The organism is Pelomonas baiyunensis, assembly GCF_043555935.1.
GTDB lineage: Bacteria > Pseudomonadota > Gammaproteobacteria > Burkholderiales > Burkholderiaceae_C > Pelomonas > Pelomonas baiyunensis.
In genome coordinates, this window is the sequence record NZ_JBIGIB010000001.1 from 238028 (window position 1) to 260502 (window position 22475).

At 69.3% G+C, this 22475-nt stretch carries 18 protein-coding genes; 15 read left to right on the plus strand and 3 right to left on the minus strand.

Annotation, left to right across the window (positions count from 1 at the left end):
* Positions 1–255: 255 nt before the first annotated feature.
* The 10 genes from ACG01O_RS00970 (at position 256) to ACG01O_RS01015 (ending at position 13523) form a co-directional block, all read left to right on the plus strand.
* Positions 256–645, plus strand: coding sequence for a hypothetical protein (locus ACG01O_RS00970; RefSeq protein ID WP_394380216.1), 390 nt, complete (start codon positions 256–258; stop codon positions 643–645).
* Between the two features lie 45 nt (positions 646–690).
* Positions 691–849, plus strand: coding sequence for a hypothetical protein (locus ACG01O_RS00975; protein ID WP_394380219.1), 159 nt, complete (start codon positions 691–693; stop codon positions 847–849).
* Positions 850–862: 13 nt separating this feature from the next.
* Complete coding sequence (locus ACG01O_RS00980) at positions 863–1864, plus strand: TerC family protein (protein ID WP_394380221.1); 1002 nt, start codon at positions 863–865, stop codon at positions 1862–1864.
* An 81-nt stretch (positions 1865–1945) separates the two neighbouring features.
* Positions 1946–4660: a S9 family peptidase gene (locus ACG01O_RS00985; protein WP_394380224.1), complete on the plus strand. Its 2715-nt coding sequence runs from the start codon at positions 1946–1948 to the stop codon at positions 4658–4660.
* Positions 4661–4826: 166 nt separating this feature from the next.
* On the plus strand, positions 4827–7229 hold the full coding sequence (locus ACG01O_RS00990) for a sensor histidine kinase (RefSeq protein ID WP_394380227.1): 2403 nt from the start codon (positions 4827–4829) through the stop codon (positions 7227–7229).
* Between the two features lie 153 nt (positions 7230–7382).
* Positions 7383–9092, plus strand: coding sequence for a sensor domain-containing diguanylate cyclase (locus ACG01O_RS00995; RefSeq protein ID WP_394380230.1), 1710 nt, complete (start codon positions 7383–7385; stop codon positions 9090–9092).
* A 129-nt stretch (positions 9093–9221) separates the two neighbouring features.
* Positions 9222–11438 (plus strand): response regulator, encoded by a 2217-nt coding sequence (locus ACG01O_RS01000; protein WP_394380233.1) that lies wholly within the window; start codon positions 9222–9224, stop codon positions 11436–11438.
* A gap of 18 nt (positions 11439–11456) precedes the next feature.
* Positions 11457–11807, plus strand: a complete 351-nt coding sequence (locus tag ACG01O_RS01005) for an Hpt domain-containing protein (RefSeq protein WP_394380236.1) — start codon at positions 11457–11459, stop codon at positions 11805–11807.
* Positions 11800–12873, plus strand: coding sequence for an adenylate/guanylate cyclase domain-containing protein (locus tag ACG01O_RS01010; protein WP_394380239.1), 1074 nt, complete (start codon positions 11800–11802; stop codon positions 12871–12873). The genes ACG01O_RS01005 and ACG01O_RS01010 overlap by 8 nt, the downstream gene beginning before the upstream one ends.
* Entirely contained in the window at positions 12870–13523 is a 654-nt protein-coding gene (locus ACG01O_RS01015; RefSeq protein ID WP_394380242.1) for a Crp/Fnr family transcriptional regulator, read from the plus strand. The genes ACG01O_RS01010 and ACG01O_RS01015 overlap by 4 nt, the downstream gene beginning before the upstream one ends.
* 16 nt (positions 13524–13539) lie before the next feature.
* Here ACG01O_RS01015 and ACG01O_RS01020 read toward each other — a convergent pair whose 3' ends face one another.
* The gene (locus ACG01O_RS01020) at positions 13540–14229 is read right to left on the minus strand and encodes a response regulator transcription factor (RefSeq protein ID WP_394380244.1); all 690 of its coding nucleotides are present in this window, start codon (positions 14227–14229) and stop codon (positions 13540–13542) included.
* Between the two features lie 162 nt (positions 14230–14391).
* Here ACG01O_RS01020 and ACG01O_RS01025 point away from each other — a divergent pair, with 162 nt between their 5' ends.
* Entirely contained in the window at positions 14392–14742 is a 351-nt protein-coding gene (locus ACG01O_RS01025) for a hypothetical protein (protein WP_394380246.1), read from the plus strand.
* Between the two features lie 262 nt (positions 14743–15004).
* Here the strand turns inward: ACG01O_RS01025 and ACG01O_RS01030 are convergent, their stop codons facing one another.
* Together ACG01O_RS01030 and ACG01O_RS01035 are read right to left on the minus strand one after the other, a co-directional pair.
* Positions 15005–15547 carry a DUF1415 domain-containing protein gene (locus ACG01O_RS01030; RefSeq protein WP_394380249.1) on the minus strand — a complete coding sequence of 181 codons (543 nt, stop codon included), beginning with the start codon at positions 15545–15547 and terminating at the stop codon, positions 15005–15007.
* Positions 15548–15677: 130 nt separating this feature from the next.
* Entirely contained in the window at positions 15678–16883 is a 1206-nt protein-coding gene (locus ACG01O_RS01035; RefSeq protein WP_394380252.1) for a M20 aminoacylase family protein, read from the minus strand.
* 50 nt (positions 16884–16933) lie between these two features.
* On the opposite strand from ACG01O_RS01035, the gene ACG01O_RS01040 reads away from it, so the two are divergent.
* The 4 genes from ACG01O_RS01040 (at position 16934) to ACG01O_RS01055 (ending at position 21905) form a co-directional block, all read left to right on the plus strand.
* Positions 16934–17248 carry a hypothetical protein gene (locus ACG01O_RS01040; RefSeq protein ID WP_394380255.1) on the plus strand — a complete coding sequence of 105 codons (315 nt, stop codon included), beginning with the start codon at positions 16934–16936 and terminating at the stop codon, positions 17246–17248.
* Positions 17249–17313: 65 nt separating this feature from the next.
* Positions 17314–19323 carry a TonB-dependent receptor gene (locus tag ACG01O_RS01045; protein WP_394380258.1) on the plus strand — a complete coding sequence of 670 codons (2010 nt, stop codon included), beginning with the start codon at positions 17314–17316 and terminating at the stop codon, positions 19321–19323.
* A 148-nt stretch (positions 19324–19471) separates the two neighbouring features.
* On the plus strand, positions 19472–20914 hold the full coding sequence (locus ACG01O_RS01050) for a circularly permuted type 2 ATP-grasp protein (protein ID WP_394380261.1): 1443 nt from the start codon (positions 19472–19474) through the stop codon (positions 20912–20914).
* Positions 20915–20927: 13 nt separating this feature from the next.
* A complete protein-coding gene (locus ACG01O_RS01055) occupies positions 20928–21905 on the plus strand; it encodes an alpha-E domain-containing protein (protein WP_394380264.1) in 978 nt (325 codons plus the stop codon).
* The last annotated feature ends 570 nt before the right edge of the window (positions 21906–22475 follow it).

The following is a 22475-nucleotide window of genomic DNA, read 5'->3' on the forward strand; positions in this document are numbered from 1 at the left end:
CTGGTGCTCACGGCTGACGCGCTGTAGCGCACCCGCGCACCAGTGCACCAGTGCACCAGTGCATCAGCCTGCTGCGCCGGCCGGCCGTGCGCCGCCCACGGGCTGCAGGCGTTGTTGATCCGTCCGCATGCCAACTGCGACGGCCGCACGATCCATGCTTCGGAAATTCCGAAGTGAATTGGCGGTGAAGTTCGCTTTGTAGGAAATCTAACGCGACTGACACTGCGCCCCGGTTTGCTTTGCCGGAGGCGTGTGATGGTGGGATGGCTGTGGGCCGTGGTGGCCTTGCTGTGGGGGTTGTGGTCTGCCGTGGTGTGGGCGTGCCAGGCTGCGTTGGGCGCACTGGTGGCCGGCGCAGGGCAGCTGCCTGTGGGCGCGCTGGCGGTGCCCGAGTCCTGGACGCGTTGGCTGCCGCAGGAGGTGTCCGAGTCGCTCACCCGCGCCGTGGAAGCCGCTCAGCCCGGGTTGCAGGTGCTGGTGGACGGGCTGCCGGTGCTGTCCGGTGGGTTCACGGTCTTGGCCTGGGGGGTGTGGGCTTTGGGTTCGGCGCTGCTGCTGCTGGCCGGAGCGGCGTCGCATGTCGGCCTGCGCGCCTGGCAGCGGCACCAGGCCGCCACGCCGCGCGTCACGTTGGTGGCGTCGTGACCGCGCCCGCAACAGCCTCTCATCGATTCACTGCTGGAGTACGACATGGACACCCTGACCTTGCTTTGCACCCTGATGGCCGTGGTGCTGGCGGCTGCCACCTGGCAGGCACGCCGCATTGGCAATGACCGCCGGGATGTGGCGCTGCTGGGCGTCAGCGGCGGTGTGGCGGCGCTGGGCGCGGCGGTCGCGTTCGTGAGTTGACGAGGAGATCGACATGGACGTTTTGATGGGTGTGCTTCAAGCCGACTTCCTGGGCAAGGCGGTCTGGATCTGGTTGACCTTTTTGGCGGTGGTGGTGACGCTGCTGGCGCTGGACCTGGGCGTGCTGCACCGCGACCAGCACGAGATCGGCGTGCGCGAAAGCCTGCTGCTGTCGGCCGGCTACATCGGTGTGGCCGTGGCCTTTGGCGCCTGGGTGTGGTGGTACCTCGGCGCGCCCAGCGGCATGGACTACTTCACCGGTTTCATGATCGAGAAGTCGCTGTCCATGGACAACGTCTTCGTCATCGCGCTGATCTTCAGCTTCTTCGCCATTCCGCGGCAGTACCAGCACCGGGTGCTGTTCTGGGGCATCCTGGGCGTGATCGTGCTGCGCGCGATCATGATCGGCCTGGGCACCACGTTGGTCAGCCAGTTCAGCTGGGTGCTGTACCTGTTCGGCGCCTTCCTGGTGCTCACGGGCATCAAGATGTGGTTCATGGTGGACCACGAGCCCGACATCGCCAACAACCCGGTGCTGAAGTGGCTCAAGCGGCACATGCGCGTGACCGACGGCCTGCGCGGCAGCGCCTTCTGGGTGCGCGAGACCGACCCCAAGACCGGCCGCGTGGAGCGCTTCGCCACCCCGCTGCTGATGGCGCTGATGCTGGTGGAGTTCGTGGACCTGATTTTTGCCGTGGATTCGGTGCCGGCCATCTTCGCCATCACGACCGACCCGTTCATCGTCTACACGAGCAACATCTTCGCCATCCTGGGGCTGCGGGCGCTGTACTTCGCGCTGGCCGCGATGATTCACCGCTTCAAGTACCTGAAGTACGCCCTGGCCCTGGTGCTGGTGTTCATCGGCAGCAAGATTTTCCTGGTGGGCTTCATCGGCAAGGTGCCGGCGGTGGTGTCCTTGAGCGTCACCTTCGGGCTGATTGCCGGCGGCGTGCTGGTGTCGCTCTGGAAGACGCGGCAGGCAGCCGCGGAGGTGGCCACGTCGTCGCCCGGCTGACGTCCGGCACATGGCGGGTGGGGGCGCCGATTCCTAGAATCGCGCGCCCCTCACCGGCGGGGGCACCCTGAGGAGACCCCCTTGAAGCCCCTGACCTTTGCTGCCCTGGGCAGCCTCACCCTTGTTTTGGCCCTGTCGGCCGGGGCGCCGCTGCAGGCGCAAACCCCCGCTGTGGCGGCAGGCACGCCCAGCCTGGAACAGATCTTCCGCGCCCAGCCTTACCGCGGCGAGAACGCCAAGGACGCCGCCTTCAGCAAGAGCGGCCGCTACCTGGCCTACCTGTGGAGCCCCTTCGGCGAGCCGGGCAGCGACCTGTGGGTGCACGACACCAAGACCGGCAAGACCACCCGCATCACCTCGCCCCAGGTGATGGCCGCCTTCGATGCGCCGGAAGACCTGGCCCGCTTCGAGAAAAAGCTGGCCCAGCGCAACACCGAGTACGCCGAGCGCCAGGCCAAGGAAGTGGCCCAGCAGGCTTACCTGCGCGGCGAGAAGGTGGACCTGTCGCAGTGGGAAACCGCCGCGCTGGACACCTTGAAGAAGGAACTGGCCGACAAAAAGGCCAAGGACGACGCGCAGAAGGCGGCCGACAAGGCCGAAGCCGACGCCGAGAAGCAGGCCATGGCCGCACTGGAAGCGCGCCGCGCCGGCAAGCCCGCACCCGCGCCTGCGGCGGCAGCGGCGCCGGCCTCGGCAGCGTCGGGCGCCGACAAGAAGACGGAGAAGGCCGACAAGGCCGAGAAGGCCGAAAAAGACAAGGAACTGTGGGAACTGCGTGACGAGCTGAAGAAGAAGCTCGCCCGCGAGAAGCTCAAGCCCAGCGACCTCTACCCCGGCGTCGCGCAGTTCGTGTGGGCCCACAAGGCCGATGAGCTGGTGTTCCAGTACCGCGGCGGCCTGTACCGCTGGAAGGCCGACGACAAGGCCCCCACGGCGCTGGTCAGCACCCAGCGCGACCTGCGCACCGTGGCCTACACGGCGGACGACAGCGGCTTCGTCTACATGGACGAGGCCCGCGTGCTGCGCCTGAGCTTCAAGCAGGCCGGCGTGCAGGTGGTGAACCGCGAACTCATCCACCCGGACGACGAGCAGAAGAAGTACCGCATCGAGCAAACCGTCATCAGCGAAGACGGCCGCTGGATGTCGCTGCTGGCCCGCGCGCCGCTGAATCCGCCAGGCGCAGATGGCAAGCCGGCCACGCAGCCGGTGGCCAAGCAGGTCGAGATCATGAACTACAGCGACCGCTGGGCCGCGGCCAAGAAGGTCAACCGCGAGGTGTCGGACGACAAGCGCACCGAACGCCCGGTGGCGCTGTACATCCGCGCCGTGCCCACGGGTGCCGAGGCCCCGCGCAAGCAGCCCGCGCCGGTGTTCACCGCCAACGGCGGCGATGTGTGGTTCGAGATGAGCGACGTGGCCTGGGCCAAGGACGGCAGCCGCTACGCCTTCACCACCTGGGAGCGCGAGAAGGAACTGCTGCGCGTGTACGTCGGCAAGGCCGACGAAAACGCCAAGCCCGAGGTGGTGCTGGAGCGCCGCGGCGATGTCGGCCACGAAGTCGTCAACGTGCTCAAGCCCCGTTTCACGCCCGACGGCAAGACCCTGGTGCTGACGCTGGACGAAGCCGGCTGGCGCCAGCCCTACGCCATCGACCTGGCCACCAAGGCCCTGCGCCCACTGATGAAGGGTGATTTCGAGGCGCACCAGGTGGTGGGCCTCACCGCCGACAGCAAGTCGATGTTCGTGCTGGCCAACGCGGGCGACACGGCGGCGATGAACGTGCTGCGCGTGGACCTGGCCAGTGGCGCCACGCAGGCCGTGGGGGCCTCGGGCGAGTTCCACCGCGGTGCTGCGGTGTCGGAAGACGGCCGCTGGGTGGCCGCCAACGCCGGCAACTGGGCGCAGCGCCCCGAGCTCAAGCTGCTCGCGGTGGACGGCAAGGCCGCCGCCCGCACGCTGACCGACAGCAGCGACAAGGCCCTGGCCGACGTCAAGCTGCTGCAGCCCGAGCGCTTTGCCTTCACCAACCGCCATGGCGACCGCATCGAGGCCTATGCCTTCAAGCCCGCCGGCTGGAAGGCGACCGACAAGCGCCCGGCGGTGGTCTATGTGTACGGCGGCCCGCTGAACGACCGCCACATCGTGGAGGTGGACAGCTTCCAAGCCACCGCGTACCTGTTCGGTCAGTACATGGCGGCCCAGCATGGCTTCGTGACGATTGCGGTGGACCCGCGCGGCCACAGCAACTACGGCCGCAAGTTCTCCGACGCCAACTGGGAGCGCGCCGGCGAGCCGCAGGCCGAAGACCTGGAAGACCTCGTCAAGACACTGCCCGGCTGGGGCGTGGACACGGCCCGCGTGGGCTTGAACGGCTGGAGCTTCGGCGGCTTCCAGACCCAGTACACGATGTACACCAAGCCTGACCTCTTCGCCGCAGGCATTGCCGGCGCCGGCCCGACCGAATGGGAGAACTACAACTCCTGGTACAGCGGCCGCACCATCGGCAAGGTGGACCGCAGCAAGCCCAACCTGCGCAAGTACTCGCTGCTGCCGTTGGCGCGCAACCTGAAGAAGCCGTTGCTGCTGGTGCACGGCATGCAGGACCCCAACGTGCTGTACCAGGACACGGTGAACGTCTACCGCGAGCTGCTGGTGTCGGGCAAGGAATCGCTGGTGGAACTGTTCCTGGACCCGGACGGCGAGCACGCCCTGGGCGGCGCGGTGAAGCCGGCGGGCTGGCACCGCAAGTACGAAGCCTTCTGGCTGCGCACGCTGGGCGGCGCCACGGCGCGCTGATCGCGCTGAACGCGCCGTCGGTGGGGCCGGTGCCACGCCGCCTCGCCTGCAAGGGCCCGCTTCGGCGGGCCTTTTTTCATGGTGCGGTCTGTCACGGGGTGATGACCGTTGCGCACCGTGGGGACAAGGGATGGCGAGGGCCTCGCGCCGGCATAAGCTTGCGGTCATGCGGAGCCCGTCTGTGCCGACCGATGAAGATCGCCGCCTCCAACGTCTGGCGGCTTTGTCCGTGCTGGACAGTGAGTCCGAACCTCTGTTCGACCACCTCACCGCGTTGGCCGCGCAGATCTGCGGCACGCCGGTGGCGCTGCTGAGCCTGCTGGACGAGCGGCGGCAGTGGTTCAAGTCGGCCGTGGGCTTTGACCGGCATGAAACCCCGCGCGCCCAGGCCTTCTGCGCGCATGCTTTGCTGGCCGATGGCCTGTTCGAGGTCCGCGACGCGTCGGCCGACCCGCGCTTTGCCGACCACCCGGATGTGCAGGCCACGCCGGGCCTGCGGTTCTACGCCGGCGCGCCGATCCGGCTGGACGACGGCAGCCACCCGGGCACGCTGTGCGTGGTGGACCACCGCCCCCGCCAACTGACCGAGGCCCAACGCGAGGCCCTGAGCCGTCTGGCCGATGCAGCGGCCGAGGCGCTGATGATGCGCGAGCGGGCCCAGCAGCGCGTGGCGCCGGGCGTGCTGGAGCAGCCGTTCGATGTGCTGGCTGACATCGCCCCCTTGGGCATCTTCCGCACGGATGCCCGCGGGCGGCAGATCTACGCCAACGCGCGTTGGCAGGAGATTTGTGGCCTGTCGGCGCGTGAAGGGCTGGGCGAAGGCTGGGCCCGTGCGCTGGTGCCGGACGACCGGGTCACCGTGCTGGAGCACTGGCGCAGCTGCGTGGCAGCGCGCGGCGAATTTGAGCAGCACTACCGCCTGCGGGCCGCCGCCCCGGGCGGCGCCACGCGCGATGTACGTTGCCGCGCGCAGCCTCTGCTGGCGCCGGATGGCCGCGTGCGGGGCTACGTGGGCTTGCTGGAGGACGTGACCGACCGCAACAGCACCGCGCGCGAACTGCGCGAAAGCCAGGCCCTGCTGGACCGCACCGGCCGCGTGGCCGGCGTGGGCGGCTGGAGCCTGGACCTGCAGACCCGCGAGCTGGTGTGGAGCGACCAGACCTGCCGCATCCACGACCTGCCGCCGGGCCACCGCCCCACGCTGGCGTCGGCGCTGCGCTTTTACAAACCTGAGGCGCGGGCCACCATCGAGGCCGCGGTGGACAGGGGCATCCAGCACGGCGAGCCCTGGAACCTGGAGCTGCCGATGGTGACCGCACGCGGCCGTGAGATCTGGGTGCTGGCGCAGGGGCAGGTGGACTGGCAGGACGGCGTGCCCGTGCGCCTGGTGGGGGCGGTGCAGGACGTGACCGAGCACCACCGCGCCGCCGTGGAGCTGGAGCAGAGCCGCCAGCGCTTGCGGGCCTTGTACGAATCGACCCCGGCGCTCATGCACTCGGTGGACCCGGCCGGCCGCGTGCTGAGCGTGTCCAACCGCTGGCTGGAGCGCCTGGGCTACCAGCGCTCGCAGGTCATCGGCCGCTTGGTGGAAGACTTCTTGACGCCCGAGTCCGCCCGTCAGGTGCAGGAGCTGCACCGGGTGGCGCTGTGGCGAGACGGCCAGGTGACCGACTGCCCCATCCAGCTGGTGTGTGCCGACGGCCAGGTGCGCGACGCGCTGGGCTCGGCCGTCGCCGAGTTCGACGCCGAAGGGCGGCCGTTGCGCGCACTGGCCCTGGTGGTGGACGTGACCGACGACCTGCGGCGCCGGGCCGAACTGGCGCGCGAGCAGGCCATGCGCCGGCAGATGGAAAGCCATGCGCAGGAGTTGGACCGCCTGCTGCGCGAGCGCTCCGAGATGCTGGACGTGCTGGCCCACGAGGTGCGCCAGCCCTTGAACAACGCCAGTGCGGCGCTGCAAAGCGCGGCGTCCAGCCTGGCTGGGCGGGGCGAGCGCCAGGCCCAGGAGCGGCTGATGCGCGCCCAGGCCGTGCTGGCCACGGTGCTGGCCGGGGTGGACAACACGCTGGCGGCCGCCAGCCTGCTGGCCGGTGGGGGCCGCATCGCGCGCGGCGACACCGACATCGACACCCTGATCGCCGTGACGATTGCCGACCTGCCCCGCGAGCAACGCGACCGCATCGTCGTGCACCGCCACACGGCCACCCGCACCGCGTTGATGGACATGAGCCTCATGCGCCTGGCGCTGCGCAACCTGCTGTCCAACGCGCTGAAGTACGCGCCGGGCGTGAGCCCGGTGACGCTGAGCGTGCTGGACTTCGACGAGCCCGCCGCGCTGCAGCTGGAGGTGGCCGATGCCGGGCCGGGCATTGCGCGCGAGCTGCTGCCGCGGCTCTTCACCCGCGGTGCGCGCGGCGGCACGGGCCCCGAGTCCACCCACGGGCTGGGCCTGTACATCGTGCGGCGCGTGATGGACCTGCACCGAGGCCAGGCTGAGTTGCTGCGCACTGGCCCGCTGGGCACCACCATGCGACTGACCCTGCCCCAGGACGATTCGCGTGACGCCTGACACGCTTGCGCCGCTTGCCGGCGTGCACGCCAGGCCGATGTGTGGCACGCGGGGCGCTACGCTGCGCACCTCTGAATTGCTGAAGAACCGCGCTGCCTTGCTACCCGTGACCTCGCCCTTTTTGCGCCGTTTGCCAGCGGCCCTGCGCTGCGCATGAAGCGCCGGTGGAGCCTGCGTGGGCAGCTGAGCCTGGTGTTGGGGGGGCTGTCCCTGGCCATCCTGGCGCTGGTGGGCGGTTACCTGGGGCGCGTGGCCACGCAGGAGCTGTACGCAGCCCAGCAAACCGCCGTGCGCGGGGTGGCGCAGTCGGCCGCCGAGCTGCTGGCCACGCAGCTGCGCGACCGCGAGCGTGAAATCGAACTGCTGAGCGTGGCGCCCCACCTGGTGAGTGGGCCGCTGGATGCGCTGCAAGTGCGGGAGGCGCTGGACCGGCGCGCCGCGCTGCACGACGAATACGCCTGGCTCGGCGTGGCCGATGCCGACGGCACGGTGTTGCAGTCCACCGCCGGCATGCTGGTGGGCCGGTCGGTGGCGCAGCGCGAATGGTTCATTGCCGGCCGCGAGCGCATTTACGTGGGCGACGTGCACGAGGCCAAGCTGCTGGCCAAGTTGTTGCCGGCCGCGCCGCAGGGCGAACCCACCCGGTTCATCGACTTCGCTGCCCCCGTGCGCGACGCCCAGGGGCGGCTGCGGGGCGTGGTGGGCGCGCACGCCCACTGGCGCTGGGTGACCGGGCTGGTGGAGGGCTCGGTGCGCCGGCTGGACCCAGCCAGCGGCATCGAGGCCCTGATCATCGACCGCGAGGGGCGGGTGCTGTACCCGGAGTCGCTGAAGGCGGCCCAGGCCCAGGGCCAGCCGGTGCTGCCGCCCGATCTGGGGCGTGGCCGTTTCGAGGGCGGGATGCGTTTTGGCGATGGCCAGGAGTACCTGACCAGCGAGGCCCCCTTGTTGGCACGCACCAATGCCGAACTCGGCTGGCGCATCGTGGCCCGCCAGCCCATGGCGCTGGCCCAGCGGCCGGTGCGGGCGCTGCAGCGTGAACTGGTGCTGCTGGGCTTGGCGGTGGCCGGCGTGCTCACGCTGGCGGCGTTGCTGCTGGCGCGCCGGGTGAGCCGGCCGGTGGAAGAGCTGGCCCGCATCGCGCAGCAGGTGGAGGCTGAGCACCGCATGCCCACCTTCCCGCCGCTGCCCGCCACCCGGGAGCTGGCGCACCTGAGCCAGGCGATGCAGTCGATGACGCAGTCGCTGCTGACCACCGAACGGGCCTTGCAGCAGGTCAACACCGGCCTGGAAGCCCAGGTGCAGGAACGCACGGCGGAGTTGCGTGCCGCCAACGCGGCGCTGGAGCATCTGGCCACGCGGGACCCGTTGACCGGCTTGCACAACCGGCGCAGCCTGGATACCCGCTTGCAGGAAGCGCAGGCGCTGGACCGCCGCTATGGCCGGCAAAACGGCCGGGTGCACGGACTGCTGCTGATCGATGCCGATCACTTCAAGCAGGTCAACGACGTGCACGGCCACCCGACGGGCGACGCGGTGCTGCGCCAACTGGCGCAGTTGCTGCAAACCCACATCCGCGTCAGCGACCTGCCGGCGCGCTTCGGGGGTGAAGAGTTCGCCGTGCTGCTGCCGGAGCTGCCCGGCCCGCTGGATGCGATGCGGGCGGCCGAAAAAATCCGCCAGGCGGTGCAGGCGGCCACCTTTCCCCAGGTGGGGGCCCTCACGGTCAGCATCGGCGTGAGCCTGGCGTCGCCCGACGAGGCGGACCCTCGCGCGCTGGTGGACCGGGCCGACGCCGCGCTGTACGAGGCCAAGCGCGCCGGGCGCAACGCGGTGGTGTACCGGGCGCCGACCGAGGGCTGAACGGCCCCGCGCGGGCAAGCCGGCCTTGCGCCGGCGCAAGTTCTTCGGCTACCGTCCTGCCCAGCGCACGACGCGACACGGCCGCAGGCCGGGCGCGATCGTGAGGAACACCAGCGCCAGGGAGGCGTGATGGCGAATTTCTCCATGGACGAGGCCGACCTGCGCCACCTGGACGAGGTGCGGCTGGACATCCTCTCGCGCAACATGCGCGCCGGCCTGCTGGGTGGTGCGCTGGGCCTGGTGCTGCTGCTGGTGGGCCTGCAGGCCACGGGGCCGCTGGACGTGACCGTCTACACCGCCTGGGCCAGCAGCGTGCTCGCGCTGATCGGGGTGTTTTATTTCGCGCTGTGGCCCCGCATGGCCCGCTGGCGGGAAGCCGGGGCCATCCGTGTGTGGGACCAGTCGCTGCTGGCCTTCGGTGTGGTGCTGGGCCTGGCCTGGGGTGCGTCGGGCTGGTTGTTCTTCACGCCGGGCCTGCCGCGCATGGCGGTGCTGATGGTGCTGCAGGTGGGCATGATGATCAGCGTGGGGCCGGCTGCCGCGGTGCGGGTGGCGCACGCGTACGCGTTCCTGGTGCCGTTCAGTGCCTTGCTGATGCTGCGTGCGCTGCTGGAAGATGACGTGCTGTCGCGCGTGTTCGCGGCCACGCTGCTGCTGGTGCAGGTGTGCATGCTGACCTACGCGCACAACTTTGCGCGGGCCCTGGTGGCGTCCATTCGCATGCGGTTCGAGAACCAGCGGCTCAACGAGGCGCTGACCGAGCAGCGGGTGCGCGAACGCACGGCCGTGCTGGAAGCCGCCAGCGCGCACAAGTCGGCCTTCCTGGCCACGGTCAGCCACGAGATCCGCACGCCGATGAACGCGATCATCGGCATGAGCGGCTTGCTGCTGGACACCCCGCTGAACCCCGAGCAGCGCGACTACGCCGCCACCATCCGCGACAGCGGCGAGACCCTGCTGACCATCATCAACGACATCCTCGACTTCTCCAAGATCGAGGCGGGGCGCATGGACATCGAGGTGCACCCCTTCGACCTGCGCGAATGCGTGGAGTCGGCGCTGGACCTGGTGGCCCCGCGTGCGGCCGAGAAGCGGTTGGACCTGGCGTTCGAGCCCCAGGGCGAACTGCCCGACGCGTTGCTGGGCGACGTGACGCGGCTGCGCCAGGTGCTGCTGAACCTGCTGTCCAACGCCGTGAAGTTCACCGCCCAGGGCGAGGTGGTGGTGGAGTTGCACCGCGCCGATGGGCAACTGCATTTCATCGTGCGCGACACCGGCATCGGGCTGTCGGAGGAGGGACTGTCGCGTCTGTTCCAGAGCTTCAGCCAGGCGGACAGCAGCACCACCCGCAAGTACGGCGGCACCGGGCTGGGGCTGGCCATCAGCAAGCGGCTGGTGGAGCTGATGGGCGGGCGCATGTGGGCCCACAGCGCCGGGCCGGGGCAGGGCAGCCAGTTCCATTTCCAGTTGCCCGAACGCGTGTCGGCCCAGGCGCCGGCGCCGCGGCGTGACCTCATCGGCGCGCAGCCCGCCCTCAAAGGCAAACGCATGCTGGTGGTGGACGACAACGCCACCAACCGGCGCATCCTGGCCCTGCAGGCCGGCAAGTGGGGCATGGTGGTGCGCGACACCGATTCACCGCTGGAGGCGCTGCAACTGGCGCTGTCCGAACCCTTCGACCTGGCGGTGCTGGACATGCACATGCCCGAGATGGACGGCGCCACCCTGGCGGGCCGGCTGCGCGACCTGAAGCCGAGCCTGCCGCGTGTGTTGTTCACCTCGCTGGGGCGGCGTGACGTGCCCCCAGGCCTTTTTGGCGCGGTGATGATGAAGCCGCTGCGCCAAAGCCAGTTGTTCGACACCCTGGTGACCGTGCTGCACCGGGACGACGCCGTCGTGGCACGCCTGCCGCCAGCGCCCGCGGCGGCCACGGCCCCCCGGCTGGACCCGGGCCTGGCCGCGCGGCACCCGCTGCGCATCTTGCTGGCGGAAGACAACGCCGTGAACCAGAAGCTGGCGCTGCGCCTGCTGGCCCAGATGGGCTACCGGGCCGATGTGGCGGCCGACGGCGTGGAGGCGGTGGAATCGGCCCAGCGCCAGCCCTACGACCTGGTGCTGATGGATGTGCAGATGCCCGAGCTGGACGGCTTGCAGGCCACCCGCTTGCTGACCGAGCGGCTGGGGGCGCAGCGGCCGCGCATCGTGGCCATGACGGCCAACGCCATGAAGGGTGACCGCGAGGCCTGCCTGGAGGCCGGCATGGACGACTACCTCACCAAGCCCATCCGCGTGGAGGCGCTGGTGGCTGCCTTGCAGGCCACCCCGCCACGGCGGGCCGCCGCCTGAGCCGCACGGAGGCCCCGCATGAATCCGCCCGGCGTGATTGACGAGCAGGTGTTTGCCGAGCTGCAAGACAGCGCCGGCGCCGACTTCGTGGCCGAGCTGGTGGGCTCCTTCCTGGACGACGCCCCCGCGCTGCTGGCCGCGCTGGCGGCGGCGGCCGCCTATGGGGATGCCGACGCCTTCCGGCGCTGCGCGCACACCGTCAAGTCCAACGCCCACACCTTCGGCGCCACGGCGCTGGCCGACGCGGCGCGGGCGCTGGAGCACACGCCATTGACCGATCTGGGCGCCGACGCCGGCCCCCGGGTGGCGGCCCTGCGTGGGCTTTACGACGCCGCCGCCGCGGTGCTGCAGGGGCGCCGCCATGCGTGACCGCCGCGCCGGCACGGCGCGTGTGCTGCTGGTGGAGGACAACCGGGTCAACCGCCTGCTGCTGGCCCGCCATGTCGAGCTGTTGGGCCACCAGGTGGAGATGGCCGAAGACGGCCTGGCCGCGCTCGCCCGGTTGGAATCCGCCAGCTACGACCTCGTGCTGATGGACATCGACATGCCGGGCCTGGACGGCATCCAGCTGCTGGAGCGGCTGCGCGCTCATGCCGACCTGCGCGAGCTGCCGGTCATCGTCACCTCGGCGGTGGAAGGCATGGACAGCGTGGTGCGCTGCATCGAACTGGGCGCGGAAGACTACCTGCGCAAGCCGGTCAACGTGGTGCTGCTCAAGGCCCGCATCAGCTCGACGCTGGAGCGCAAGCGCCTGCGCGACCAGCAGCGTGAGCTGGTGCGGCGCTTCGCCACGCGCGAGGTGGCGCAGAACCTGGAAGCCGAGGGCTTTGCCCTGGGCGGCCGGCGCGTGCAGGCGACGGTGATGTTCTGCGACATCCGGGGCTTCACCTCCATGGTGGAGACCCAGCAGCCGGAAGACATCATCGAGCTGCTGAACACCTACTACACGCTGATGTTTGCGGCCATCAACGGGCAGGGCGGCGTGGTGAACCAGATCATCGGCGACGGCCTCATGGCGGTGTTCGGCGCGCCGCAGCCGCTGGCTGCACCCGGGCGCAACGCCTTGCTGGCGGCGCAGGAGATGGTGCAGATGGCCGAGCAGTTCAGCATGGAGCAGTGCGTGCTGGGCCGGCCGGAGATTCGCATCGGGGTGGGCGTGGCCAGCGGCGATGTGGTGGCCGGCTACACCGGCACCCGCAGCCGCGCCACCTACACCTGCATCGGTGACACCGTGAACGTGGCCGCCCGGCTGGAAGCGCACACCAAGCTGACCGAGCACAGCGTGTTGTTCGATGCCGGCACCCGTGCGCAGCTCGGCGACGACTGGCCGGTGGTGCGCCTCGGGCCGGTGCAGTTCAAAGGCAAACGCAGCGAGGTCGACGTGTTCGCCTTGTCGCTGCCTGACGGTTCCACTTCCTTCGACGCCTCCCCATGACCGACCACCTCGCCACTGCCCTGGGCCTCATCGGCGCTGCCTTGATGCTGGCCAGCTACCTGATGAAAAGCATGCTGCCGCTGCGCGTGGCGGCGCTGGTGGCCTGCTGCTTTTTGGTGGCGTACGGCGCGCTGAAGCAGGCGCTGCCCACGCTGCTGCTGTACGGCGCGCTGATTCCCATCAACGTGAAGAAGACGCTGCAGATGCGCCAGCTCGTGAAGGCCATCGAGCGCGCCCGGGACGACACACCCGTGTCGGAGTGGCTGCTGCCGCACATGCACCGCCACACGGTGCCGGCCGGCACGGTGCTGTGGCGCAAGGGCGATGCCGCGCGCGACATGCTGTATCTGGACCGCGGCACGCTGCGGTTGGTGGAGTACGACGAGCGCCTGCACGCGGGCGCGCTGGTGGGCGAGATCGGCCTGTTCGCGCCGGACAACCGCCGCACCTTGTCGCTGGAGGCCGTGGACGACTGCGTGGTGTACCGCCTGTCGGCCGAAGAAATGGCCTTGCTGTACTACCAGAACCCCAAGCTCGGGTTCCATGTGATGCGCCTGGTGGTGGCGCGGCTGATGCGCGACAGCGCGCGCATGCGGGCGCCTCAGGTGGGCGCGCCGGCTGAAGCTGCTGCAGCCGCTGCGGCCGGCTGACGCGGCGCGCGCCGGCTCAGATCAGGTGCAACGGGGCGCGGAACACGTAGCCCACGCGCGACTTGCTTTGCAGCGGCACCAGCGTGGGCGTGGCGCGTTCGATGCGCCGGCGCAGCCGGTAGATGGTGGCGGAGAGGCCGTCGTCACTGTCGCCCTCGTTCACCTCGCGGCCCAGCTTGTTCAGCAGGGCTTCGCGGGTCACCGGTTCGCCGCCGGCCTGGGCGAAGCATTCCAGCACCTGCCGGTCGGCATCGCTCAGCTGGATGCGGGTGCCATCGGGCACCAGCAGTTCGCCGCTGCTGCGGTCCAGCTTCCAGGCCGCGTCGGCCGCTGACGGCTTGGCCACGCGCCGCTGCACCGCAGCAATGGCCAGCGCCACCTGCTCGAACTGCACCGGCTTGACGAGGTACATGTCGGCCCCGGCCGTGATGACTTCGCTGAACACCTCCGGCCCGAGCCGGCCCGACACCACCACCACGCCGGCATCGGTGCGGCGGCGCAGGATCTTGATCAGCTCCACCCCGTTCACGCCGGGCAGCATCAGGTCGACGAGGTAGAAATCGAACGAGAACGCCTCCGGCGCGGCCAGCAGCGCGTTGCTGTCGTCAAAGCGGCTGACGGTGATGCCTTGTTCCTGCAGGAACAGGCCGAGGAATTCGGAGTACTCCGCATCGTCATCGATGAGGGCGAGGGTTTTGGGCTGCATGGCGGCTGGGCACACGGGATCAACCGTGAAGTTTGCCGCATGATGGAGGCGTCAGCATCGAACCCCTGCCGGGTGGTGTGCTGATTTGCTCGATCGGCCGGTCAGAAATGATTGACAAGCGGGTCTGTGGGTGTGAAATCGACTCCCCACAGGAGACAGGACATGGACGCGGCGCCGCAGGACGAAGGCCAAGAATTGCCCCACTGGTTGCGCCCCGGGCAACGGGTGCCGCCGCAGGAGGCGCTGCGCCACATCCAGGGCTTGTGTGCGGCGTGGCCCGACCTTTATGCCGCGCTGTTCGTGGTGCTGGCCACGCACCAGGAGTTGCCACGCGAGGTGCTGGCGGTGGCGATCAAGCAGTTCCGCGCGGACCTGGACGCCTTCACGCGCGAGGACGTGGTGAGCCTGCTCACGGCGGTGTGGAACGGCGGCAAGAGTGGGTTTGAGGCGGTGCTGCGCACCCGGGCGAATTCGCCCAAGCGCGCGGCCTCGTTGTCGTGGGTGAAGGACTAGGGCCTGTTCACACTACGGGGATCGGATGCGTTGCCACTCAAAAGCCCGCGGGCAAGGCGCGAAGTCGACGCTGGGGTCGTCCCCAGCGAGGCTTCGCAACGCCGCGCGCGGGCTTTTGAGTGACAACCCTTCGGGAGAGGGACTGCGCGGGCGCAAGGCGTCGTTGCGCGCCTTGCCTGGGCACGAGCCCAGGCGGCGTCGCACGCCTAGCCCTGCACCCGCGCAGACCCTCTCGCACCGATTCCCGTAGTGTGAACAGGCCCTAGCCCTTCAGGCCCAATTTGCGCCAGCCGTCCAGCCCCAGGCGGGCCAGGGTGTCGAGGTTGTTCTCAAAGATCGCGGCCGTGTCGGGCATGGACTCCACCGCGCGGGTGATGCTTTCCTCGCGCAGCAGGTGCAGCGTGGGGTAGGGCGAGCGGTTGCTGTAGTTGCCGATGTCGCCCTCGGGCGTCCCCTCGAACTGGTAGTCGGGGTGAAAGTCGGCGATCTGCAAGATGCCGTCCAGCTTCAACTCGTCCACCAGCGCATCGGCCGCGTCCAGGAAGTCGTTGAACTCCAGGAATTCGGTCAGCACGCCGGGGTGGATGAGCAGCGTGGTGTCCACCTCCTCGGGGTCGGCGCGGTTCAACGCCAGCAGCTCGCGCGCCAGGTCCTTGATCAAGGCCTCCGGGTCGGTGGCGTCGCTCACCACGTAGCGGATGCGCTCGTTCACGTGCACGCTCTTGGCGAACGGGCACAGGTTCAGGCCGATGACGGCTTTGACCACCCAGTCGCGGGTGTCGGCAATGACTTGTTCGTGGTTCATCTCATTTTTCCTTTGGCATCTCGGGCCGAGCGCCGGGCCGCTCCCAAGCCGGCCCGGTGGGCGATGTGCTCGCGGCTCGGGGCCGTGAGCATCGCCGTCCCCTCGGGGGATCGACCCGACGCGCCCGCGTTCAGCGGGGCTCGGCGGGGCGAGGGGCCAACCAGGCCTCGGCCAGACGAACCCACATGGAGCCGCCCAGCGGGATCAGGTCGTCGTTGAAGTCGTAGCTGGGGTTGTGCAGCGTGCAGGGGCCCAGGCCGTGGCCGCCGACGCGGTGGGTGCCGTCGCCGTTGCCGATCAGGAAGTAGCAGCCGGGCTTGTCCAGCAGGTAGTAGCTGAAGTCTTCGGCGCCCATGGTGGGCTCAAACTCGTGCACGTGGTCGGCGCCCACCATGTCGGTCAGCGCGCGGCGGGCGAATTCGGTTTCGGCCGGGTGGTTGATGGTGGGCGGGTAGTTGCGGCGGAACTCGAACTCGGCGGTCAGTTCGAAAGCGCCGGCCAGTTGCTCGGTCATGGCTTTCATGCGCTGCTCCAGCAGGTCCAGCAACTCCAGTGTGAAGGTGCGCACCGTGCCTTCCATGACCACCGAGTCGGGCACCACGTTGGTGGCCTCACCGGCGTGGATCATGGTGACCGAGATCACGCCCGGGTCGATGGGCCGCTTGTTGCGGCTGATGATGGTCTGGAAGGCCGTGACCAGCTGGCAGGCCGCCGGCACCGGGTCCACGCCCAGGTGGGGCATCGCCGCGTGCGAGCCCTTGCCGCGCAGCGTGATCTTGAACTCGTTGCTGCTGGCGAACACCGGGCCGGTCTTGAGCGCGAACTCGCCGGCCTTCATGCCGGGCCAGTTGTGGGCGCCGAACATGGCCTCCATCGGGAACTTCTCGAACAGGCCGTCCTTGATCATCTCGCGGGCGCCGCCGCCGCCTTCCTCGGCGGGCTGGAACACCAGGTAGACCGTGCCGTCGAAGTTGCGGTGCTGGGCCAGGTGCTTGGCGGCGGCCAGCAGCATGGCGGTGTGGCCGTCGTGGCCGCAGGCGTGCATGCGGCCGAGATACGAGCTGGCGTGCGGGAACTGGTTGCGCTCGGTCATGGGCAGCGCGTCGATGTCCGCCCGCAGGCCCACGGCCCGGTCGGAGGTGCCGTTCTTGACGATGCCCACCACGCCGGTCGTGCCCAGGCCGCGGTGGATGGGGATGCCCCAGTCGGTCAGGGCTTTGGCGATGACGTCGGCGGTGCGCGCCTCGTGGAAGCAGAGTTCGGGGTGCTTGTGCAGGTCGCGGCGGATGGCCGTGATCTCTGGCGCGTCGGCCAGGATGGAGTCGATGAGCTTCATGACAGGGTGACTTCAGGCTCTGGGGAAGCGTCAAGTTTAGGATTGCGCCCGTGAACCCTGGTCGTTGGTCAAGAACCTGGCTGCTGTGGCTGGCCCTGCTGCTCCCGCTCGCGCAAGCGTTGGCGGGCGCGCACGCCTTGTCGCACGTCACGTCAGACCGCACCAGCGACGGCATCGTTCACCTGGCGCAATGCGACCTTTGCCTGACCGCGGCCGACCTCGGCAGCGGCGCGCCCGTGGCCGAGGCGCCGCGGGTGATGCTGGCGGACGCCGCCTACGCCGCGCCGGTTTTGGCCCGCGGCGGCGCCCCCCGCGCGGTCAGCCTGGGCCTGCCGCCCGCCCGCGCGCCGCCTGCTTCTGCCTGAACACCTTGCGTCCTGCGCCCCTGGTGGGGCTGCGGGCTTTCGTGTTTTTTGCAGAAGTCATGTCCATGCGTTCCTTTGCTCTGGCGCCGATCGCGGCCGCCTGCCTGTTTGTTCTTGCTTCGGCCGCGCAGGCCGACACCGCCGAATCCCTCGACAAGGTCGTGGTCACCGGCAACCCCTTGAAAAGCCAGGTGCTGGCCCAGCCGAGCGACTCGCTCAGCGGCGACCAGCTCGTGCTCAACCGCGCCGCCAACTTGGGCGACACCCTGCAGGGGCTGGCCGGCGTGTCGGCCACCAACTTCGGGCCTAACGCCAGCCGACCCAGCATCCGCGGCCTGGATGGCGACCGCGTGCGCATCCTGAACAACTCCGGCGCGTCGGTGGACGCGTCCAACCTCAGCTTCGACCATGGCGTGGCGATCGACCCGCTGGTCATCGACAAGGTCGAGGTGCTGCGCGGGGCGGCGGCGCTGCTGTACGGCGGCAACGCGGTGGGCGGCGTGGTGAACACGCTGGACAACCGCATCCCGCGCACGCTCATCCGCGGCCTGAGCGGTGCGGCCGAAATGCGCCTGGGCGGGCCCTCCAACGACCGCAGCGGCGCCGTGGTGCTGGACGGCGGGGCCGGCCGGCCGAACGACGGCTGGGGCTGGCATGCCGACCTGTCGGCGCGCGACGCGGGCGATCAGCGCACGCCGCGCTTTGACAGCCCCACCGATGACGGCACCGAGAGCCGCACCACGGTGCGCAATTCGGCCTCGCACAACCACAGCGCCGCGCTGGGCGGCTCGGTGTTCTTCCAGGGCGGCTATGCGGGGGTGTCGGTGGACGACTTCCGCACCACCTACGGCACCACGGTGGAAGACGCCGCCAAGATCCAGATGCAGCGCCAGCGTGTGGCCACGGCCGGCGAGTGGAACACCGAAGACGGCCCTGTGCGCCGGCTGAGCTGGCAGCTCAGCCGCAACCGCTACGAGCACTCCGAGGTGGAGAACGGCCAGGTGGGCACCACCTTCAAGAGCACCGGCACCGATGGCCGGTTGGAGCTGACGCATGCGCCGGTGGGCGGCCTGCATGGCCTGGTGGGCGTGCAGTGGGAGGGGCTGGACTTCTCGGCGCTGGGTGAAGAGGCCTTTGTGCCCAGCACCCGCACCCGCAACGCCGGCCTGTTCGTGCTGGAGCAATACCGGGTGGGCGAGTTGCAGCTGTCGGCCGGCGCCCGGCACGAGCAGGTGCGCGTGAACTCCAGCGGCGACAGCGATACCAGCGACGGGCGCTTCGGCATGCCGCAGCAGCGCCGCTTCAGCCCCACCAGCCTTGCGTTCAGCGGCGTGTACGGGCTGGCGGGCGGCTGGAGCCTGAGCGGCAACCTCAATCACACCGAGCGCGCTCCGGCCTACTACGAGCTGTTCGCCAACGGCCTGCACCTGGCCACCCACGCGTTCGAGCGCGGGGACGCCCATCTGGGCCTGGAGCGTTCGCGCGGGGCCGACTTCGGCGTGAAGTGGGAGGGCGAGCGCAGCCACCTGCACATGAACGTGTACGAGACGCGCTTCAGCAACTACATCGCCCTGCAAGCCAACGGCCAGACCGTGACCGGGCCGGAGGGAGACGACCTGCCGGTGTATGTGTTCCAGGGCGTGCCGGCGCGGCTGCGCGGCGTGGAGCTGGAAGGCCGCTGGCAGGCCACCGGCATGTTCGCGGTGCTGGCCCAGTTCGATGCGGTGCGGGGCGAGAACACCCAGACCGGTGAGCCGCTGCCGCGCCTGGCACCGCGCCGCGCGATGCTGGGGCTGGAGGCTCAGCAGGGCCCGTGGTCGGCCCGGGTGGAGTGGCGGGGCGCCGCCCGCCAGGACCGCGTGGATGCGTTCGACCAGCCCACCGCCGGCTACGGCACGGTCAACGCCAGCCTGGCGCGCCAGCTCAAGCTGGGCGAACTGGACGGCCTGTGGTACCTGCGCCTGACCAACCTGGGCAACAAGCTGGCCTACAACGCCACGGCCGTGCCCACCATCCGCGACCTCAGCCCGCAGCCCGGCCGCGCGGTGATGACCGGGGTGCAAGTGCGCTTCTGACCCCGCAAGCGCCGGCCCCGGGGCATACCCTGGTGCGCCGGCGCTTGCGGCGCGGGCATGCTGCACCTCAACGGTGCCTGCGCGCACCACAAGCCGCCACCCCAGGTGGGCGCGGAACTTGCGTCGCAGGCTCTGAAGAGGAGCAACGATGCAGACCGCTTTCGACGAGATGAACGCTGCGGGGCTCTCCGGCCCCGCCACCCGTGCCCACTACGAGGCCTACGCCCGCTGGCTGGCCGACCAGCCCGAGAGCCTGATGCGCGAACGGCGCGAACAGGCGGAGCTGATCTTCCGCCGCGTGGGCATCACCTTCGCCGTCTATGGCGACAAGGATTCCGGGGAAGGCACCGAACGCCTGATCCCTTTCGACCTGATCCCGCGGGTCATTCCAGCCGCCGAGTGGACGAGCATGCAGGCCGGCCTGGCCCAGCGGGTCACGGCCCTCAACCGTTTCATCCACGACGTCTATCACGACCAGGAAATCCTGAAGGCCGGCATCGTCCCGGCGGACGAGATCCTGAACAACGCCCAGTTCCGCAAGGAGATGATGGGCGTGGACGTGCCCGGCGGCGTCTACAGCCACATCGCCGGGGTCGACATCGTGCGCGCCGGCCACAGCGACGGCAGCGGCCACTACTACGTGCTGGAAGACAACCTGCGCGTGCCCTCGGGCGTGAGCTACATGCTCGAGAACCGCAAGATGATGATGCGGCTCTTCCCCGAGCTTTTCGTCAACCACCGCATCGCGCCGGTGGCGCACTACCCCGACCTGCTGCTGGACACGCTGCGCAGCGTCGCGCCCTCGGGCGTGGCGGACCCGACGGTCGTGGTCATGACGCCGGGCATGTACAACTCGGCCTACTTCGAGCACGCCTTCCTGGCCCAGCAGATGGGCGTGGAGCTGGTGGAAGGGCAAGACCTGTTCGTGGACGGCGGCTTTGTGTACATGCGCACCACGCGCGGGCCGAAGCGCGTGGACGTGATCTACCGCCGCATCGACGACGACTTCCTCGACCCCAAGGTCTTCCGCCCCGATTCACAACTCGGCTGCGCTGGGTTGGTGGAGGCCTACAAGGCGGGCAAGGTGACGCTGTCCAACGCCATCGGCACGGGCATCGCGGACGACAAGTCCATCTACCCCTACGTGCCGAAGATGATCGAGTTCTACCTCGGCGAGAAACCCATCCTGCAGAACGTGCCCACTTACGTCTGCCGTGAGAAGGAGGACCTGGCCTACACGCTGGCCCACCTGCCCGAGCTGGTGGTGAAGGAAGTGCACGGCGCGGGCGGCTACGGCATGCTCGTCGGCCCGGCGGCGACGAAAGCCGAAGTGGAGGCCTTCCGCGCCCAGCTGATCGCCAACCCGAGCAACTACATCGCGCAGCCGACGCTGTCGCTGTCCACCTGCCCGACGTTTGTGGAGGCAGGCATCGCGCCCCGTCACATTGATCTGCGACCCTTCGTGCTGTCGGGTTCCAGCGTGCGCATGGTGCCCGGCGGTTTGACGCGTGTGGCTTTGAAGGAGGGCTCCTTGGTGGTGAACAGCAGCCAGGGTGGTGGGACCAAGGACACCTGGGTGCTGGAAGACTGAGGGAGACAACGAGATGCTTTCAAGAACCGCTGACCACCTCTTCTGGCTGAGCCGGTACATCGAACGTGCCGAGAACACGGCTCGGATGCTGGACATCGCGTACCAGACGTCCCTGCAGCCCCAGTCGGCTGACGAATCCGAGCAGACCTGGCGCAGCCTGGTGTCCATCTCCGAGCTCAACGGTTTGTTCGGCTCGCGTTATGCGCAGATCAATGCGCGCAACGTCATGGAGTTCATGGTGGCCGACGAGAACAACCTCTCGTCCATCTTCAACTGCCTGCGTGCCGCCCGCGAGAACGCCCGGGCCGTGCGCGGCGCGCTGACCACCGAGGTCTGGGAGACGATGAACCAGACCTGGCTGGAGTTCCGCCGGCTGCTGCGGGACGGCGCGCTTGCGCGCGACCCCTCGCAGCTGTTCGAGTGGGTCAAGTACCGCAGCCACCTGTCGCGTGGCGTGACGGTGGGCACCATGCTGCAGGACGAGGCGTTTCACTTCATCCGCATCGGCTCCTTCCTGGAGCGGGCTGACAACACCGCGCGGCTGCTGGACGTGAAGTTCTATCGCCAGGACCAGGAGCAGGCGCAATCGCAGGGCCAAGGGGAACCCGAGTTGCCAGGGCACGATGCCGCCCGCGACTTCTATTACTGGTCGGCGGTGCTGCGCTCGGTGTCGGGCTTTGAGATCTACCGCAAGGTCTACAGCAACGTGATCCAGCCGGAGAAGGTGGCGGAGTTGCTGATCCTGCGCCCGGACATGCCGCGTTCGCTGTCGCACTGCGTGACGCGCATGCAGGCCAACCTGAAGCGCGTGGCCAACGGCCATTCGGCCGAGACGCTGCGGCGGGTGGGCCGGTTGGAGGCGGAGCTGGCGTTCGGCCGTATCGACGAGATCCTGGCTGAAGGGTTGCATCCCTTCCTGGATGGGTTCCTGGCGGAGGTGGCGGACCTGGGAGTTCGCATCAGCGAGGACTTCCTGGTGCCGTCGGCCTGAGGGCACAGGAGCGGGGTGGGCTTTGCTTGCAGCTTCATTGCGCGTGGCACCGTGCCGGGAGTTCGCCCCGGCGGGCGACCAACTTTCTTGTGTCGACAAGAAAGTAGGCAAAGAAGCGACCCCCGACCGCACCGCCCCTCGCGTTGCGAGGGGTTCCCTGCGCTGCTCAGGCCTTGAGGGCCCGTGCGGAACTCCCTTCGCTACGCTCCGGTCAAACAGCCGCACGGAGTCAGTTCTTGAAGTGCGCTTCGCGCACGCCCTCAAGCCCTTGCGCTGCTCGGCGGTGCTCAAGGGGGCGAGAGGAATACCTCGGTGCGAACGGCTTCCGGGCTTGGCGGTCGGGCTGTTCAGTTGTTCCTTCACCCCCCTTTGGAGGAGCCGAGAAGCGCAGAAGCCCGAGGCGCGCGCGCAGTGCGCATCAACGACTGACTTCGCGCAGCTGTCTGAGCGCAGCGTAGCGAAGCGAGTTCTGCGCGAGCCTCGGGCTTTGAGCATCGCAGGGCACCCCTTCGCACAGCGAAGGGGCGACGGAGCAGGGGCGACTTTTTGCCTTCTTTTTGGTCGCTCAAA

Bases quoted from the DNA above. Each gene is read 5' to 3' on its own strand.
- ACG01O_RS00970 (WP_394380216.1), top strand. From the start codon at position 256: ATGGTGGGATGGCTGTGGGCCGTGGTGGCCTTGCTGTGGGGGTTGTGG.
- ACG01O_RS00975 (WP_394380219.1), top strand. From the start codon at position 691: ATGGACACCCTGACCTTGCTTTGCACCCTGATGGCCGTGGTGCTGGCG.
- ACG01O_RS00980 (WP_394380221.1), top strand. From the start codon at position 863: ATGGACGTTTTGATGGGTGTGCTTCAAGCCGACTTCCTGGGCAAGGCG.
- ACG01O_RS00990 (WP_394380227.1), top strand. From the start codon at position 4,827: ATGCGGAGCCCGTCTGTGCCGACCGATGAAGATCGCCGCCTCCAACGT.
- ACG01O_RS00995 (WP_394380230.1), top strand. From the start codon at position 7,383: ATGAAGCGCCGGTGGAGCCTGCGTGGGCAGCTGAGCCTGGTGTTGGGG.
- ACG01O_RS01000 (WP_394380233.1), top strand. From the start codon at position 9,222: ATGGCGAATTTCTCCATGGACGAGGCCGACCTGCGCCACCTGGACGAG.
- ACG01O_RS01005 (WP_394380236.1), top strand. From the start codon at position 11,457: ATGAATCCGCCCGGCGTGATTGACGAGCAGGTGTTTGCCGAGCTGCAA.
- ACG01O_RS01010 (WP_394380239.1), top strand. From the start codon at position 11,800: ATGCGTGACCGCCGCGCCGGCACGGCGCGTGTGCTGCTGGTGGAGGAC.
- ACG01O_RS01015 (WP_394380242.1), top strand. From the start codon at position 12,870: ATGACCGACCACCTCGCCACTGCCCTGGGCCTCATCGGCGCTGCCTTG.
- ACG01O_RS01020 (WP_394380244.1), bottom strand. From the start codon at position 14,229: ATGCAGCCCAAAACCCTCGCCCTCATCGATGACGATGCGGAGTACTCC.
- ACG01O_RS01025 (WP_394380246.1), top strand. From the start codon at position 14,392: ATGGACGCGGCGCCGCAGGACGAAGGCCAAGAATTGCCCCACTGGTTG.
- ACG01O_RS01030 (WP_394380249.1), bottom strand. From the start codon at position 15,547: ATGAACCACGAACAAGTCATTGCCGACACCCGCGACTGGGTGGTCAAA.
- ACG01O_RS01035 (WP_394380252.1), bottom strand. From the start codon at position 16,883: ATGAAGCTCATCGACTCCATCCTGGCCGACGCGCCAGAGATCACGGCC.
- ACG01O_RS01045 (WP_394380258.1), top strand. From the start codon at position 17,314: ATGCGTTCCTTTGCTCTGGCGCCGATCGCGGCCGCCTGCCTGTTTGTT.
- ACG01O_RS01050 (WP_394380261.1), top strand. From the start codon at position 19,472: ATGCAGACCGCTTTCGACGAGATGAACGCTGCGGGGCTCTCCGGCCCC.
- ACG01O_RS01055 (WP_394380264.1), top strand. From the start codon at position 20,928: ATGCTTTCAAGAACCGCTGACCACCTCTTCTGGCTGAGCCGGTACATC.